This is a genomic window from Paraburkholderia aspalathi, from assembly GCF_900116445.1.
In the GTDB taxonomy this organism is placed as follows: Bacteria; Pseudomonadota; Gammaproteobacteria; order Burkholderiales; family Burkholderiaceae; genus Paraburkholderia; species Paraburkholderia aspalathi.
The window spans coordinates 17636-33155 of sequence record NZ_FPBH01000018.1 but is presented as its reverse complement, the minus strand read 5'-3'; the positions used below and the strand labels follow the sequence as shown (position 1 = coordinate 33155).

The 15520-nt window shown below is 63.1% G+C and carries 12 protein-coding genes; 6 read left to right on the top strand and 6 right to left on the bottom strand.

Translation table 11 applies throughout. The features are described 5' to 3' along the window. Positions 1-148: 148 nt before the first annotated feature. The 3 genes from BM438_RS24905 to BM438_RS24895 are packed head-to-tail and all read right to left on the bottom strand — an operon-like array spanning position 149 to position 2303. Positions 149-1072 (bottom strand): class I SAM-dependent methyltransferase, encoded by a 924-nt coding sequence (locus BM438_RS24905; protein WP_093639370.1) that lies wholly within the window; start codon positions 1070-1072, stop codon positions 149-151. Continuing rightward, positions 1069-1542: a DNA-deoxyinosine glycosylase gene (locus BM438_RS24900; RefSeq protein ID WP_093639367.1), complete on the bottom strand. Its 474-nt coding sequence runs from the start codon at positions 1540-1542 to the stop codon at positions 1069-1071. The genes BM438_RS24905 and BM438_RS24900 overlap by 4 nt, the downstream gene beginning before the upstream one ends. After that, positions 1542-2303 (bottom strand): chorismate--pyruvate lyase family protein, encoded by a 762-nt coding sequence (locus tag BM438_RS24895; RefSeq protein WP_093639364.1) that lies wholly within the window; start codon positions 2301-2303, stop codon positions 1542-1544. Before BM438_RS24895 ends, BM438_RS24900 begins: the two co-directional genes overlap by 1 nt. A gap of 242 nt (positions 2304-2545) precedes the next feature. On the opposite strand from BM438_RS24895, the gene BM438_RS24890 reads away from it, so the two are divergent. After that, positions 2546-3052 carry an OmpA family protein gene (locus BM438_RS24890; protein ID WP_093639361.1) on the top strand — a complete coding sequence of 169 codons (507 nt, stop codon included), beginning with the start codon at positions 2546-2548 and terminating at the stop codon, positions 3050-3052. Positions 3053-3175: 123 nt separating this feature from the next. Here BM438_RS24890 and BM438_RS24885 read toward each other — a convergent pair whose 3' ends face one another. The 3 genes from BM438_RS24885 to BM438_RS24875 form a co-directional block, all read right to left on the bottom strand. After that, positions 3176-4972 (bottom strand): hypothetical protein, encoded by a 1797-nt coding sequence (locus BM438_RS24885; protein WP_093639357.1) that lies wholly within the window; start codon positions 4970-4972, stop codon positions 3176-3178. Between the two features lie 289 nt (positions 4973-5261). Beyond that, positions 5262-7160 (bottom strand): molecular chaperone HtpG, encoded by a 1899-nt coding sequence (gene htpG / locus BM438_RS24880; RefSeq protein ID WP_093639353.1) that lies wholly within the window; start codon positions 7158-7160, stop codon positions 5262-5264. 160 nt (positions 7161-7320) lie between these two features. Then, a complete protein-coding gene (locus BM438_RS24875; protein WP_093639350.1) occupies positions 7321-8775 on the bottom strand; it encodes an aminotransferase-like domain-containing protein in 1455 nt (484 codons plus the stop codon). A 279-nt stretch (positions 8776-9054) separates the two neighbouring features. On the opposite strand from BM438_RS24875, the gene BM438_RS24870 reads away from it, so the two are divergent. The 5 genes from BM438_RS24870 (at position 9055) to BM438_RS24850 (ending at position 15467) form a co-directional block, all read left to right on the top strand. Next, on the top strand, positions 9055-9744 hold the full coding sequence (locus BM438_RS24870) for a VOC family protein (RefSeq protein WP_093639347.1): 690 nt from the start codon (positions 9055-9057) through the stop codon (positions 9742-9744). Positions 9745-9819: 75 nt separating this feature from the next. Continuing rightward, complete coding sequence (locus BM438_RS24865; RefSeq protein WP_093639344.1) at positions 9820-11016, top strand: aminotransferase-like domain-containing protein; 1197 nt, start codon at positions 9820-9822, stop codon at positions 11014-11016. A 63-nt stretch (positions 11017-11079) separates the two neighbouring features. After that, on the top strand, positions 11080-11544 hold the full coding sequence (locus BM438_RS24860; protein ID WP_093639341.1) for a RidA family protein: 465 nt from the start codon (positions 11080-11082) through the stop codon (positions 11542-11544). A 181-nt stretch (positions 11545-11725) separates the two neighbouring features. After that, positions 11726-12637 (top strand): PhzF family phenazine biosynthesis protein, encoded by a 912-nt coding sequence (locus BM438_RS24855; RefSeq protein WP_093639338.1) that lies wholly within the window; start codon positions 11726-11728, stop codon positions 12635-12637. Positions 12638-13106: 469 nt separating this feature from the next. Continuing rightward, positions 13107-15467: a bifunctional diguanylate cyclase/phosphodiesterase gene (locus BM438_RS24850; RefSeq protein ID WP_093639335.1), complete on the top strand. Its 2361-nt coding sequence runs from the start codon at positions 13107-13109 to the stop codon at positions 15465-15467. The last annotated feature ends 53 nt before the right edge of the window (positions 15468-15520 follow it).

Genomic DNA, 15520 nt, shown 5'->3' with positions numbered 1-15520 from the left:
TATCCGGGGATATCGAACCAGCCGGGCAATGCACGGGGGAAGCGGTTGGGAAACCGTCGCATGAGCGCAACGGGGACCTGGGTCGGACCAGCCTCAACCAGCCTTACGCGGCCTTAAGCGGCTTCAAGCGGCCCGACCCATTCTCACATCAGATCGAGAACGAACTGCCATTTTGTCCGGTCGATTCCTGCAGACCCTTGATCCACTTGCGCGCCGACAAGCCGAGCTCCGCTTCGATCAGCTTCGCACGCGCTTGCAGCGTCGTGAACGGCACGTCGAGCGCCGGGCCCGAGAACGCGATGGCGATGCGGTTGCCGTCATGCACTTCCGGCAGCGCGACCACGCGGCCATCGAAGGCTTCGTTCAGACGCTTCATATTGCGCACGAAGCTCGGATGATCGCCGAACAGATTCACCGTCACGACGCCCGCCTCGGTCAGGCACGCGCGCACCGCGCGATAGAAGCCGACGCTGTCGAGCACCGGGCCACGCGCGGTGGCATCGTAGACGTCGATCTGCAACGCGCCGATCGTGCCGTGGTTGGCGCGGTCGTTGACGAAGTCCCACGCGTCCATTTCGTGCACGGTCAGACGGGCGTCGTCGTGCGACAGTTCGAACATCGTGCGCGCGGCGACGACCACGGCCGGGTTCACTTCGACCGCTTCGACTTTGGCGCGCTTCAGGAAGCGGTGTGCGAACTTGGTCAGTGCGGCCGCGCCAAGACCGAGCTGGACGATCCGCTTGGGCGTTTCGATGAACAGCAACCAGGCCATCATCTGCTGCGCGTATTCGAGTTCGATGTGATCCGGCTTGCGCAGACGCATGGCGCCTTGCACCCATTCCGTGCCGAAGTGCAGGAAACGCACACCGCCCTCTTCCGAGAACGTAACCGGTGCGAAACGCGGCTTGCGCGGCGCTTCGATTTGCGGCGCGTCGTGCAGATCGTCGTCGAGCAGCGCGCGCTTTTTATTGCGCACTGCTTTCTGTTTGTTCAGCGTGTGGTCGCCGGCGTCAGCGTCTTTGTTGCGGAAAGCACGGGCTTCAGCCGAGGCGCGCTTGATCAGTTTCGTCATGTAAGGATGTCGCGCCAGAGACGCAATTTTTGGTCGAACGAGAGCATAGCATTCGCCGGACTCGACGAAGGCAATACGAGGGTGACGTAGCCCGCTTCGCCGATCACCGGCGCAAAGCGGCCTGCCGTCTTGCCGTTGAAGCAGACTTTCTTCAACAGCGGCGCGTGGGCGCGCAGAGAAGCAAAATCGTTGGGGCTGGCGTTGCGGATCGCGGCGTCGAGACTGCCTTCGCGTTCGCAGGCGGCGAGCACGTCCCACACGCCGATGCCGTGCGATAGCAAACGCCGTAGCCGTTCCTCATAGGCGAGTTCCGGAAGCGGTTCGTCGAGCACCGTGCCGAGCAAACGCCAGAACTGGTTACGCGGATGCGCGTAGTACTGCGTCGCGGCCAGCGACGCCTCGCCGGGAAAGCTGCCGAGAATCAGCATGTGAGTATCCGCCGCGACGACGGGAGGAAAGCCGCGCAGCATCAGCGCTTTTCCTTGCGGTCCGATGCCGGCGCGTGCCCGGGTTCATGTGCGTCCTGTCCGGAAAGCTGTCCTGGCTCTGCGCGCTGTGCACCATGGGCGGCGCGCGATGCCGTGTGCTCAAGCGGCCGGCCGTGTTCCCGCACATGAGTGCGCGGCGGTGCATGGACGTGGGTGGACGCTGAATGCGCAGACGGTGTTTGGCAAGGAGACGCCAGATGCGCCCACAACGCCGGCAACATGCACTCGGTGACCATCAACGGCGCACCGTGCCGCTCGAACACCGAACGACGCGCGACTAGCGCATGCGGTTGCACGCCACCGATCTCAACCGCGGCCAACCGATACAACGGATGACGCGCCGTCAGCCTGCGACTTACCAGCGACGATCGCGCAACGCTGCTATCGCTGTACAGCAGCTCGGCGAGCGGCCGCGTGCGCAACCTTCGCGTGGCCTGCCATACGCCGACGCTCGCAGCCAGCGGCGCGACACTATGCGCCGCGACAAACGGCACGCCGTCGACCGACAACACCACTTCCCGAACCCACACCGGCGCACGCGGCGCGAGGCCCAGCGCGGCGTATTCGTCGGCCCACGGCAGCGCGACGGCTTCGCGCGTCACGCGCACCGCAACCGCGCCGAGCGTGCGCAGATGCGCGGTCAGCGATCCACCGCGGGTCAACCAGTCTTTCTGGGCGGCGCTAAAACCGGGTAAGGGCGCGACACGCCAGTGGGCGTCGGCGGCATCGAAACGGATAGGCATGGTGTCGGATTATAACGGCGCAGTTGTCAGAAGATCGTGAGTCCCTCACCTGTCGTCCCGTCGGGAATGTCAGTCGATCACCATGCCGGACGGAACCGCCTCAGTCAGCGTATCGATTTCAGACAGTTCCGATTCTCCTCGTCCAGCGACGCGCGATACAACCTTCGTGCTTTAACAAGTCGACGGTCCGCCCGCGATCGAAGGGCGTGCCATGTGATCGGATATTGAAGGAGATAAGAAACATGAAATCGTTCCTGGGCGCTTCTGCATGCGCAATGTCTGTCGTGCTGATGGCGGGTTGCGCGGCGCCGCTGAACCGCGACAAAGAAACATCGTTGAATAAGGCTGTCGGCATCGAGGTGACGCCGGTTGCCAATGGTGTCTCAGTCAAGCTGCCCGAAGCCGCGCTGTTCGAGTTCGGCAAATCCGAAGTGCGTGGTGATGCAGCGGCCGTCATCAATCGTTCAGCCGTTCTGCTCAAGCGCAGCAAGAAGCCGGTGCTGGTTGAAGGTTACACCGACAATGTCGGCACGCTCGACTACAACCAGCAGCTTTCCGAATCGCGCGCCACTGCGGTGGGTTATGCGCTCGTGGCGCGCGGCGTGGCGATGGACCGGATCAGGACGAAGGGCTACGCGTACAACAACCCCGTCGCCAGCAACGATACAGCCGAAGGGCGCGCGCTGAACCGACGCACCGAGATCGTGGTGCGCGGTGAAACGATGGATACGCTGATGGGGCAGAAGTAGGTGTTCGCCATCTGATGTGAGGATCGTAAAAACGCCCGCATGACGCGGGCGTTTTTACGTGTGCGGTCTTTTAGACGCGACTTTGCAGTTTCGGCGCGACTCTCGCAAACAACTATCGAGCGCTTACATCGCCTGCAGACGTGCCGCCACGCGCTCGACCACCGGCTCCCACGCGCCCGGCCGCGGTTGGCGAAACAGATCAACAGAGTCGTACCACGGTTGCGTCTCTTCATTGCCCCAACACCAGTGCGACACGTGATCGAGCATCGCCAGCACCGGGCGCCCCAGCGCACCGCCCAGATGCAAAGGCGCACTGTCGATGGTAAGCACGGCATCGAGCGCGCTCACGTGCGCGGCCACGTCGTCGAAACCGGCCTGATAGTGCGCAGTCAGATCGCACACGCGATGCCCCGCTCCGCTCAGCGCCGCCACATCGGCGTCACGGCCCGGCGTCAGCGGATGGAACACGATATCGGGTAGCGCGAGCACGGGAGCCAGCGCCGCAAGCGGAATTGACCGCTTCGCGTCGCGACGATGCGTCGGGCTGCCCGACCAGACAAGACCGATATGCAATCGCGCCGCCTCCCCGCCCCATGCGCCGATCCGCTCGCGCCACGCCGCCACGCGGCTTGCATCGGCGGTTAGATAGGCACCGCCGCGCACCTGGTCAGGCCGCAACTCCAGCACCGACGGCACGCTCATGATCGGCAGCCCAAAGTGCGGCTTGCCGAGCGGTCCGTCCTCGATGGAGACGCAATCCCCGTAAAAGCGCGCGAACAGCGGCTGTAACGCCCGGCGCACTGCGAGTACCAGCCGACCGCCTTCGTCGCGTACGCGCGCCGCCAGCTCGTGCACGAATCGCACCATCTGAATATCGTCGCCGTTGCCCTGTTCGCTGTGCACGATCAAGGTCTTGCCGGCCAGCGATTGACCCTGCCAGCGCGGACACAGCCTTTCCATCACCGTCACAACGTTGTTGGGCTCGCGATCGTCGCGCGTCAGACGCGCCGCGAAGTGCGGCCATGCGCTCGACCAGTCGCCGCGCCGCAACTTCAGATCGGCCAGATCGACGGCCGCCTGCGATGCGGATGGGTCGAGCGTGAGCGCTGCATACAGTGCCGCTTCGCTTTCTGCAAAACGCGCCTGCTCGGCCAGATACATGCCGATCGCGCCCATCACTTGGGCATTGCCGGGCGCGGCGGCATCGACAGCGCGCATGGTTGCTTCGGCCGCGGCAGCGTCGTTGCACTGCCACTGCGCATGGCTCAGTGGCCAGGCAATTTCTGCATCGGCAGGATGGCGTGTCAGCACCTCACGACAAACGCGTTCGACGGTGGACCAATCGCGGATTTCTCGGAAAGCCAGCGCGAGCTGCAACGGCAATGCGGGGTGGATCACCGGATCGAGCGCATAGGCCCGCAACAGCGCCGCGCGACGCTCGGCTCGCGCGCTCGCATCCGGCGGCGCCGCAAGCGCAATCGCCAACCACCAGGGGGCGCGTGCATCCTGTGGCTCGTGTTGCTCGTACGCGCGCAACATGTGTACTGCCGCCGAATGCGCGCCGCAGCGATTGATCAACCAGACGATCCATTCGAGCGTCGCTGCCGACGGTTGGGTGGTTACCGCCAACTCGCTGTTGCGCTGCGCGGCGTCAGCACGGCCTAGTGCGTCAGCGAACAGGGCTAGCCGAGCGTAACGCGCGCCGTTTTCTGCCGCCTGCGTGTGTGCTTGCGACGCACTGTGATACGCAGCTTCGAAACGCCCCGCACCCGCGCACAGATCTGCATGCAATTGCGGCGTGACGCCCTCCGCGGTTAATTCAAGCGCCCGTCGCTCGGCAGCGTCGAAACCTTGCTCGCGCAAGATCGACCACAGGAGATGCACGGGATCGGTGGGGGTTGGCAGTGCGGAATCGGGCATGGAGATACAGAGAGTTAGCGCGGCGCGTCAATGCGCAATTGCAGAAAAGAGATCGGATGCGTGAGCGGCTGGCAGACCGCAGATAGTCCCTTAAGCATCCGAATTTCGATCGCGCAAGCATAAAACAGAGCCGCGTTTTCACATCTCACAAATCAATCTCGATTTAGCGCTTTGAATAGATCTGATCGGTTACAGGAGGGCAAAAAAAAAATGCGCTGCCAAGGCAGCGCATTTTTCAATCACAAGCGTCGAACCGACGCCAGCTCGGGTTCAAATCAAACTCGAAAACTCAACTCGCACGCGCCAGCAACAACGCGTTGGTACGCTTCACAAAGCTAGCCGGATCTTCCAGCGCGCCGCCTTCAGCAAGCAAAGCCTGATCGAACAACAGATGACACCAGTCGTCGAAATTCGCGCTGTCCGCATGCAGGCCCTTCACCAGCGCATGCTCCGGATTCACTTCGAGAATCGGGTGGAACGACGGCGCTTCCTGACCCGCGGCCTTCAGCATACGTTGCAAATAGCCGCTCATTTCGCCATCGTCAGCTACGAGACAAGACGGCGAATCGGTCAGGCGGAACGTCAAACGCACGTCCTTGGCCTTGTCCTTCAACGCTTCTTTCATCTTGTCGACAAGCGGCTTGAACTCTTCGCCGACCTTTTCCTGCGCCTGCTTTTCTTCGTCATTCAGCGCGCCCAGATCGAGATCGCCGCGCGCAACGCTTTGCAGCGGCTTGCCGTCGAATTCGTTCAGGAACGACAGCATCCATTCATCGACGCGATCGGTCAGCAGCAGCACTTCCACGCCCTTCTTGCGGAACACTTCGAGATGTGGGCTGTGGGTCGCGGCTTGCCAGGTGTCGGCGGTCACGTAGTAGATCTTCGTTTGCTCGGGCTTCATCCGCGCGACGTAATCGGCGAGCGAGACGTTTTGCTCCGGCGATTCCGTGTGCGTCGACGCGAAACGCACCAGCTTCGCAATACGCTCGCGATTGGCGAAATCTTCGCCGATGCCTTCCTTCAGCACCTGGCCGAATTCCTTCCAGAAGCCGGCGTACTTTTCCTTATCGGCGTCGTTCTCCGAGTTGGCCAACTCTTCGAGCATCGACAGCGAACGCTTGGTCACGCCTTCGCGGATCGCCTTCACGTCGCGGCTTTCCTGCAGGATTTCGCGCGATACGTTCAACGGCAGATCAGCCGAATCGACCACGCCCTTCACGAAACGCAGATAGCCCGGCAGCAGTTGTTCGGCGTCGTCCATGATGAACACGCGCTTCACGTACAGCTTCAGGCCGGCGCGATGATCGCGGTTGAACATGTCGAACGGCGCATGCGTCGGCACGTACAGCAGTTGCGTGTACTCGCTGCGACCTTCAACGCGGTTATGCGTCCACGTCAGCGGGTCCTGATGATCGTGCGAGAGGTGCTGGTAGAACTGCTTGTACTGCTCTTCGGTGATGTCGTTCTTCGAACGAGTCCACAGCGCGCTCGCCTGGTTGACGGTCTCGTCTTCTTCCTTCGTGACCATCTCGCTCTTTTCAGCGTCCCACTCTTCCTTCGCCATCAGGATGGGCAGCGCGACGTGGTCCGAGTACTTCTGGATGATCGACTTCAGACGATGCGACGACAGCAGCTCGTCTTCATCGGCACGCAGATGCAGCGTGATGGTCGTGCCGCGCGCGGCGCGTTCGATCTGCTCAACTGCGAAATCGCCCTCGCCCGCGCTTTCCCAGCGCACGCCTTCCGAGGCCGGCAAACCGGCACGGCGCGTTTCGACCGTGATCTTGTCCGCGACGATGAAGCCTGAGTAGAAGCCCACGCCGAACTGGCCGATCAGCGCCGCATCTTTCTGCTGGTCGCCGGAGAGCTTGCCGAAGAATTCCTTGGTGCCCGAGCGCGCGATCGTGCCGAGGTTGGCGATCGCTTCGTCACGGCTCATGCCGATGCCGTTGTCGTCGAGCGTGATGGTGCGCGCGGCCTTGTCGTACGACACGCGAATCCGCAGATTTGGGTCGTTTTCGTACAGCGCGCTGTTTTCAATCGCTTCGAAGCGCAGCTTGTCGGCCGCGTCGGACGCGTTCGAAATCAGCTCGCGCAGAAAGATTTCCTTGTTGCTGTACAGCGAATGGATCATCAGGTGCAGAAGTTGTTTAACTTCTGCCTGAAAGCTCATGGTTTCTTGTGCCATGGTCGGACTTCCTCTCTGTTACGAATGGGGTTCTAGTCAGGCGTGGCGCACGGCCGCGAACCGCTTGGGCCCACTTGGGCCTCTCCTTGGCCGCCGGGACCGTGCCGCCGGATGGCCGGATTGCCGTGTCGCCGCTAAGTTGGGGCAGCCCGGCGCGGTTTCAAGAGGCGCGCCGCGAGACACTGTCGAGATAGCGGCACAGGAACGTCGACAGCTCCGGATCGCCGCAGTTGGCGATATTGAAACGCATCCACGTGGTGGGCGATTGCTGCGGAGAAAACAGGCTACCCGGCGTCAGCAGAAAGCCTTCTTCGTGGCCGGCGGCCGCGAGCGCGCTCGCATCGACGCCCGTGTCGGCCCACAGGAACATGCCCGCCGCGGGCGTCAGAAACAGCTTCATGCCGGTCTTTTCGAGCATCCGCACCGATTTTTCGCGCACGCCATCGAGCCGCGCGCGCAGCCGCTCGACGTGCCGGCGGTAATGGCCCTCGGTGAGAATCTTGTAGAGCACGCGCTCGTTCAGTTCGGGGCTCGTCATGCCGACCAGCATTTTCTGATCGCTGACGGCCGTGGCCACTTCAGGCGCGGCGGCGATAAAACCCACGCGCAGATTGGGCGCGAGCGTCTTCGAAAAGCTGCTCAGGTAGATCACGCGCTTCAACTGGTCGAGGCTCGCGAGGCGCGTGCCCGGATAGCTCGGCGGGCACAGATCGCCGTAAATATCGTCTTCGACGACGATGAAATCGTAGGCCTCGGCGAGACGCAGAATGCGGAACGCCTGCGCGGCCGTGAGCGAGGTGCCGGTGGGATTCTGCAGCACCGAATTGATCACCAGCATTTTCGGCCGCCAGGTCTCGACCAGCGACTCGAGCGCGTCGAGGTCCGGCCCATCCGGGGTGTACGGCATGCCGACCAGCCGCGCGCCCTGCGACGCGAAGCGCCCGAACATCTGAAACCAGGCCGGATCGCCGACGATCACCGCATCGCCCGGCTTCACGTAAATCCGCGAAATCAGATCGATCGCCTGGGTGATGCCGGAGACCATCACAATCTGATCCGGCGAAGCGCCGATTTCCAGCTCCTCAAGCCGCGTCTGCAACTGCTGGCGCAGCGGCAAAAAGCCTTGCGGCGTGCCGATGCCGAGCATCTGCGCGCCGCTTTGCCGGCCGAGCGTGCGCAGCGCGTTGGTGATCAGATCGCCGTCGAGCCAGCGGCCCGGCAAGTAGCCGAGGCCAGGACTGCGCTCGGGGCGCGCGCCCGTATGCAACATATTGCGCAGCAGCCAGACGACATCGATCGTGGCCGGCGCGGGCGCCGCTGCGGCGATCGTGCGGATCTCGGCCGTCGGCGCAGCGCCCAAGCGTTCGCGCACATAGAAGCCGGAGCCGCGCCGCGACTCCAGGTAGCCCTGCGCCACCAGCCGCTCATACGCCTCGACCACGGTGAAGCGCGACACGCCCTTGTCCAGCGCCAGCTTGCGGATCGACGGCATGCGCATGCCGGGACGGAACACGCGCTCCTCGATGCGGCGGCGCGCCCACTGGACGAGCTGCTCGACCAGCGTCAGCGACGTCGTGTCGTGAGGCGTGGGAATCTGGGTAAGCGGGACGGACATAACGGACTCCAACTGTACCGAACGGTATCGAATCGATTGTACCGTTACTGTGCCGGTCGCCGCCGCTACATTTAAGGCTACATTTAAGATAAGCAACGGATGATGAAGCGGCCCGGGTTGCATCCCGCCGCTCACAAGCGAACTCGGGCAAGACCCGCCCAAACGCCATCCGCCTGGCCCGCCGACCCGGCAAACGGTTATGCTTACGACCCCGGCAACGCTGCTGCCGCACCCGGCGCACGTCCCGGCCTACCGCAGAAACCGTTTTCCTGATCCGCCATGACTGCCCATTTGCTCCGCCTCGATCACCTCGTGATTTCCGCCCGTACCCTCGACGAGGGCACGCAGTACGTTGCCGACACGCTCGGCGTCGCACCGGCCGGCGGCGGCGCGCATCCGCTGATGCGCACGCACAATCGTCTGCTGAATCTATGGGGCGGCGTGTATCTGGAAGTGATCGCGATCGACCCGCAGGCGGCAGAACCCGCGGATGGCGCCTCGCCCCGTGCCCGCCTGTTCGCCCTCGACGATCCGGCGACGCAAGCGCGGCTCGAAAAAGGCCCATACCTGTCGCACTGGGTTGCCCGAGTCGAACGGCCGAAGCAGCTCGGCGCATGGCAAACGCAGTATCCGCAGCGCATTGCACCGATCGTGCCGATGACGCGCGGCGATTTCACGTGGAGCCTGTCGGTGCCTGACGATGGCGCCTTCCCCGCGTGGCAAGGCGCCGGCGACGGCGTACTGCCGACGCTGATCCAGTGGGACACGCCGAAGCACCCGTCGGCGGTATTGGATGAAACGGGCATTGCACTGAAAGCTTTGAAAGCAGTCCATCCACAGGCCGACGTAATTGCCGCGCAATTGCACTGGCTGGGCGCGGCGCACCTGATCGCACTCGAGTCCACGGACGGCGCGGCGGCGCTCGTCGCCGAGTTTGAGACACCCGAGGGTCTACGGACCCTTAAATAAGCAGCGCGCGTGGGCCGTCGACTCGCGCGATAATTGAAGTTTTGACCAGTTCCAGACAAACCAGCAGAGGAGACCATGGACCAAAGCGACTTGAAAGCCCCCACGTGGCAACTGTCCGAACGCGCACGCAAGCTCACGAGCTCGGCGATTCGCGAGATCCTGAAAGTCACGGAACGGCCCGAAGTCATTTCGTTCGCGGGCGGCCTGCCCTCGCCGGCAACCTTCCCGGCCGAGCGCATGCGCGAAGCATCCGACCGCATTCTGCGCGACGCGCCCGCCGCGGCCTTGCAATACAGCGCGACCGAAGGCTATCTGCCGCTGCGTGAATGGATCGCGCAACGCTATTCGGTGAACGGCGCGCAGATTCGTCCTTCGCAGGTACTCATCACGACCGGCTCGCAGCAAGCGCTCGATCTGCTCGGCAAAGTGCTGGTATGCCCGAACAGCCCCGTGCTGGTCGAAACGCCGACCTACCTCGGCGCGCTGCAATCGTTCTCGATGTACGAACCGCGCTACGTGCAGGTGCCGACCGACGAGCAAGGCCTGATTCCCGAAGCGCTCACGCCCGAGCTGACAGCCGGCGCACGCCTCCTGTACGCACAACCGAATTTCCAGAATCCGACGGGCCGCCGCCTGCCGGTCGAACGCCGCCGCGCATTGGCCGCGTTTGCGAAGACCGCGCCGTTCCCGGTGATCGAAGACGATCCCTACGGCGCGCTCGACTACGCGGGCGAACCGCTGCCCACCATGCTGTCGATGGCGCCGGATCACATCGTCCATCTCGGCTCGTTCTCGAAGGTGCTGGCGCCGGGCCTGCGGGTCGGCTACATCATTGCGCCCGAAGAGTTGATCTTCAAGCTCGTGCAGGCCAAGCAAGCCACCGATCTGCACACGCCGAGCTTCACACAACGCATCGTGTACGAAGTGATCAAGGACGGCTTCCTCGACACGCACGTGCCGACCATTCGCGAGCTGTACCGCGATCAATGCGCGGCGATGCTGGCTGCTCTCGAACGCTACATGCCGGAAGGCGTAAGCTGGAACCGGCCGGAAGGCGGCATGTTCGTGTGGGTGAATCTGCCCGCGCAGATCGACAGCATGAAGCTGCTCGAAGAAGCCGTCGCGCAGAATGTGGCGTTCGTGCCGGGCGGTCCGTTCTTTGCGAGCGAAGCCCAGCACAACACGCTGCGCCTGTCGTTCGTCACGGTGCCGCCGGCCAAGATCGACGAAGGCATGTCGCGTCTCGCGGCACTGATCCGCGCGAAGGTCTAAGCTGTCCCGACCAACTCGCGCCACCGAATTTCATTACTGTTCACTACCGACCAAGGACACACCATGGCTCAATCAAACGTGTACGACAAGCTTAAGGAACTGGGCATCGAACTGCCGAGCGCAGGCGCGCCGGCAGCCGCCTATGTGATGAGCGCGCAAAGCGGCAACACGGTATACCTGTCGGGCCACATCGCGAAGAAAGACGGCAAGGTATGGGCCGGCAAGCTCGGCGCCACCCTCACTACCGAAGAAGGCAAGGCCGCAGCGCGTTCCATCGCGATCGACCTGCTCGCCACGCTGCATGCGCATGTGGGCGACCTGAACCGCGTCACGCGCATCGTCAAGCTGATGAGCCTCGTCAACTCGACGCTTGAGTTCACCGAGCAGCATCTGGTGACCAACGGCGCCTCCGAACTGATCGCAGACGTGTTCGGCGAGCGCGGCAAGCATGCGCGCTCGGCGTTCGGCGTGGCGCAGATTCCGCTCGGCGCATGCGTCGAGATCGAGATGATCGCCGAAGTCGAATAACAACCGCCAACAGGTTCGGCCGCCGGTTCGCCCGGCCGGTCGTACCGAGCGTCCTGAACGCGTCGCGAGGTGTCTGTCACCTGCGGCGCGTTTTGCATTTGTGGCGAGGTAGATCGTTCCTTTGTCACCAGATAGAATCCGCCAACCCTATCAATCTGCCGGATTCGCCGGACTGCGCCTGATGACCGCTCACACCGTTCGTTTCAAACAAGTCGACGTGTTCACGTCGGTACCGTTCAAAGGCAATCCGCTTGCAGTCGTGTTCGATGCCGATGCACTCGATGCCGATCAGATGCAGGCCATCGCGCACTGGACCAATCTTTCCGAAACGACCTTCCTGCTGAAGCCGACCGACCCGGCTGCCGACTATCGCGTGCGTATCTTCACGACGCATGGCGAGTTGCCGTTCGCTGGTCATCCGACACTCGGCACCGCGCATGCGCTGCTCGAAAGCGGGTACCGGCCGAAACAGGCTGGCAAGCTGATCCAGCAATGCGGCGTGGGTCTCATCGAATTGAAGGCGCTGAAGGCGCCGGCTGAATCGACCGGTGAAGCACAGGAGACATGGGCATTCGCCGCCCCGCCTGCGCGCGTCACAGCGCTTCCCCAGGATCGGTACGCGGCGCTCACTATGGCTTTACGTAGCGATGCGATCGACTTCAGCGCGACGCCCTGCGCGGTCGACAATGGTGCGCCATGGCTCGTGGTACGCGTCAATTCAGCGCGCGATTGCCTCGCGCTCGAGCCCGATGCCGCCGCGCTCGCCGACCTCGTCCATGCGATGGACACCCACGGCCTTGCCGTCTATGGACCGCACGACGCTGACGGCCCGGCCACCTTCGAGGTACGGTGCCTGATGTCAGGCGGCCGCTTCGGTGTGGGCGAAGATCCGGTGACGGGCAGCGCGAATGCCGCACTCGCGGGCCTGCTGAGCGCCCAGCAATTGCGCCCCGGCGCACACTACACGGCCCGCCAAGGCACCGTGTTGGGCCGTGCCGGCAACGTTTCGGTGCACTACGACGACGACGCCGGCAAAACGTGGATCGGTGGGCCGTCGGTGACGATCGTCGACGGCACGTTCCGCTTGCCATGAACGGCGCAGCGCTCGATTGCGGGTTCGCGCGCGCCGGCCTGCTGCTGAGCGCCGGCCGTGTTTTGCCGCTTCAAGCCACGCTTAACAACAAAATGCCGCACCTTTTGCGCGATTAATGCGCCATGCATGACGAGAGGCCTGGCACACCTGAATTCCATATCCCGATGAAATATTCGAAAACAAGTGCCAGGCCGCAGCCCCATGGCTGGCTGCGCCGGCTGCGAATTCAGCCGGACGGCACGCCCTGTCGCGCCCGCGTATACCCGATGCGAGGACTCTTCCTTAATCCAGTGGCATTAAGTAATATCGAAACGTACCCGATGACCTGCGGATGGTCAGGCACGACGCCACGCTCCCTTCCCCTGCGCAGCAGTCCCGGCACCTTGGTCACCATGCAGCCACCCATGAAATTAGCGCAGTCAATGCTCGCGCAGTTGCAACTGGCCGGCACCAGGGAACGGGCCGCCCGATGAGCCAGTTCCGCTTCTCCGACCAGCGCGAAGCCAAACCCCGCCGCGACCCTGCTGTGTCGCGCCGTCGTGCCCTGCTCGCCATTCCGGCGCTCGGCGTGCTGGTGCTGATCCTGCTTTGGACTGTGATCTTCGCGCGCCTGTCGGTTGAAAAGGAAGCCACGAATCGCGAGGCGATGGCCTCTGCCGCGATTCTCTCCGCGGCGCTGGAGCAGCACACGGTCAAGGCAATTCACCAGGTCGACCAGATCACCCGCTTCGTCAAATACGAGTTCGAAAAAACGCCGAATCATTTCGATCTCTCCAGCACGGTGGAAAAAGGCGTGGTGCAAAGCGAGACGCTCGTGCAGGTGTCGCTGATCGACGAGCACGGCACGCTGATCGCCAACACGGCTGAACTCAATCCCAAACACATCGACCTGTCGGACCGCGAACACTTCAAGGTCCACGAACACGAAAACGACGACCAGTTGTATATCAGCAAGCCCGTGCTCGGCCGCGTATCCGGCCACTGGACCTTGCAGATGACACGGCGGCTGAATCATCCCGACGGCTCGTTCGCGGGCGTCGTGGTGGTCTCCGAAGACCCGAGCTATTTCACCAGCGACTTTTACAACAACGCGGCCATCGGCCGTGAAGGCGTGATCGCGGTGATCTCGGACAACGGCACGGTGCTCGCGCGCCGCACGGGCAGCGTCGACACCGCCAGCGGTTCGTTCTCGGCGAGCGGCTCGTATCCGACCTCAGAGCATGTGTCGGGCACCTACGTCGATTCGATCGACAACGTCACGCGTATCGTCTCCTACCGCCATATCGACGGCTATCCGCTCGGCGTGCTGGTCGGTCTGTCGCAAGCCGAAGAATTCGCCGACTACAACCACACGCGCAACGTCTACCTGCTGATGGCGGGCTTCATCTCGCTCGCCATGCTGAGCTTCTTCGCGGTGGCCACCGGCTTGATCGGCAAGCTGCTCGGACGCGAACGCGAGATGACGCATCTGGTCGAGTACGATCTGCTGACCGGTCTGCGCAATCGCTATGCGACGCTGCAAACACTGCGGCACGACGTGGCGCAGCATTCCAATCTCGGGCGCCTCGCGATTCTTTTCATCGACCTGGACAACTTCAAGACCGTCAACGACACGCTAGGCCACAACGCCGGCGACATCGTGCTGCAAATGACGGCCTCGCGTCTCGCTACCGCAGTCGGCGACGGCGGCGCCTTGAGCCGCATCGGCGGCGACGAGTTCGTCGTGGTGATCAAGGGCGACGACGTCGAGAAGCGCGCCGTCACGCTCGCCGAAGCGGCCGCCGAAGCATTCTCCAAGCCTTTCGAAGTGCGCGGCAGCTCGTTCGTGTTGCACGCGAGCATCGGCATCGCGCTCTACTCGGTTGCCAACGAAAGCGAGATCGACCTGCTGAAAAAAGCCGACCTCGCGATGTACAGCGCGAAAGATGCGGGCAAGAACTGCTACCAGTTCTATTCGCCACAGTTGTCGCACCGCGCGGACCACTTGATGAAGTGGGAGCAGCAACTGCGCGTCGCGCTCGCTGAAGGCCAGTTGTTCCTCGCCTATCAGCCGAAGATCGATCTGACGCGCCGCTGCATCACCGGTTTCGAAGCGCTGGTGCGCTGGAACCATCCGCAACACGGTTTGATCCCGGCCAACGAATTCATTCCGGTCGCCGAATCGACCGGTTTGATCGTGCCCATCGGCGACTTCGTGATCGAGACCGCGTGCCGCCAACTGGCGTTGTGGCAGCAACAGGGCTACGACACGCTCTCGCTCGCGGTGAACATCTCCGCGGTGCAGTTCTGGCGCGGCGATCTGTACGAAACCATCTCACACGCGATCGAGGAAAGCGGCATCTCCGCGCGCCGCCTCGAACTCGAAATCACCGAGACGGCGATGATGGAATATCCCGAGCTCGTGTCGGAGAAAATCTTCGCGTTGAAGCGCCTCGGCGTGCGCATCGCGCTCGACGACTTCGGCACAGGCTATTCGTCGCTGTCCTACCTGAATCGCTTCTCGGTCGACACGCTGAAGGTGGACCGCTCGTTCGTCCAGGCGATTCCCGGCGACCGCAGTGTCTGCGTGATGGTCACCGCGATCGTCAACCTGGCGCGTTCGCTCGGACTCACGGTGGTGGTCGAAGGCACGGAGACCGAAGAGCAGATTGCGTGGCTCGCCGCGCTCGGCCATATCGAGGCGCAGGGCTTCCTGTTCTCGCGTCCGGTGCCGGTCGAAGCGATTCCGGCGCTGCTCGAACGCTTCGGCGTATGCGGTATGAAGGGTCATCGCCACGTGCACGATGTCGACAGTACCAGCAGCGTGTCCAGCACGAGCACCAATAGCTGAATGCGGCCCGGCGGTGGCGCGCCAGTCACACACAAGCGCGCCGCGTGCAGCCT

Bases quoted from the DNA above. Each gene is read 5' to 3' on its own strand.
- BM438_RS24905 (WP_093639370.1), bottom strand. From the start codon at position 1,072: ATGACGAAACTGATCAAGCGCGCCTCGGCTGAAGCCCGTGCTTTCCGC.
- BM438_RS24900 (WP_093639367.1), bottom strand. From the start codon at position 1,542: ATGCTGCGCGGCTTTCCTCCCGTCGTCGCGGCGGATACTCACATGCTG.
- BM438_RS24895 (WP_093639364.1), bottom strand. From the start codon at position 2,303: ATGCCTATCCGTTTCGATGCCGCCGACGCCCACTGGCGTGTCGCGCCC.
- BM438_RS24890 (WP_093639361.1), top strand. From the start codon at position 2,546: ATGAAATCGTTCCTGGGCGCTTCTGCATGCGCAATGTCTGTCGTGCTG.
- BM438_RS24885 (WP_093639357.1), bottom strand. From the start codon at position 4,972: ATGCCCGATTCCGCACTGCCAACCCCCACCGATCCCGTGCATCTCCTG.
- htpG (WP_093639353.1), bottom strand. From the start codon at position 7,160: ATGGCACAAGAAACCATGAGCTTTCAGGCAGAAGTTAAACAACTTCTG.
- BM438_RS24875 (WP_093639350.1), bottom strand. From the start codon at position 8,775: ATGTCCGTCCCGCTTACCCAGATTCCCACGCCTCACGACACGACGTCG.
- BM438_RS24870 (WP_093639347.1), top strand. From the start codon at position 9,055: ATGACTGCCCATTTGCTCCGCCTCGATCACCTCGTGATTTCCGCCCGT.
- BM438_RS24865 (WP_093639344.1), top strand. From the start codon at position 9,820: ATGGACCAAAGCGACTTGAAAGCCCCCACGTGGCAACTGTCCGAACGC.
- BM438_RS24860 (WP_093639341.1), top strand. From the start codon at position 11,080: ATGGCTCAATCAAACGTGTACGACAAGCTTAAGGAACTGGGCATCGAA.
- BM438_RS24855 (WP_093639338.1), top strand. From the start codon at position 11,726: ATGACCGCTCACACCGTTCGTTTCAAACAAGTCGACGTGTTCACGTCG.
- BM438_RS24850 (WP_093639335.1), top strand. From the start codon at position 13,107: ATGAGCCAGTTCCGCTTCTCCGACCAGCGCGAAGCCAAACCCCGCCGC.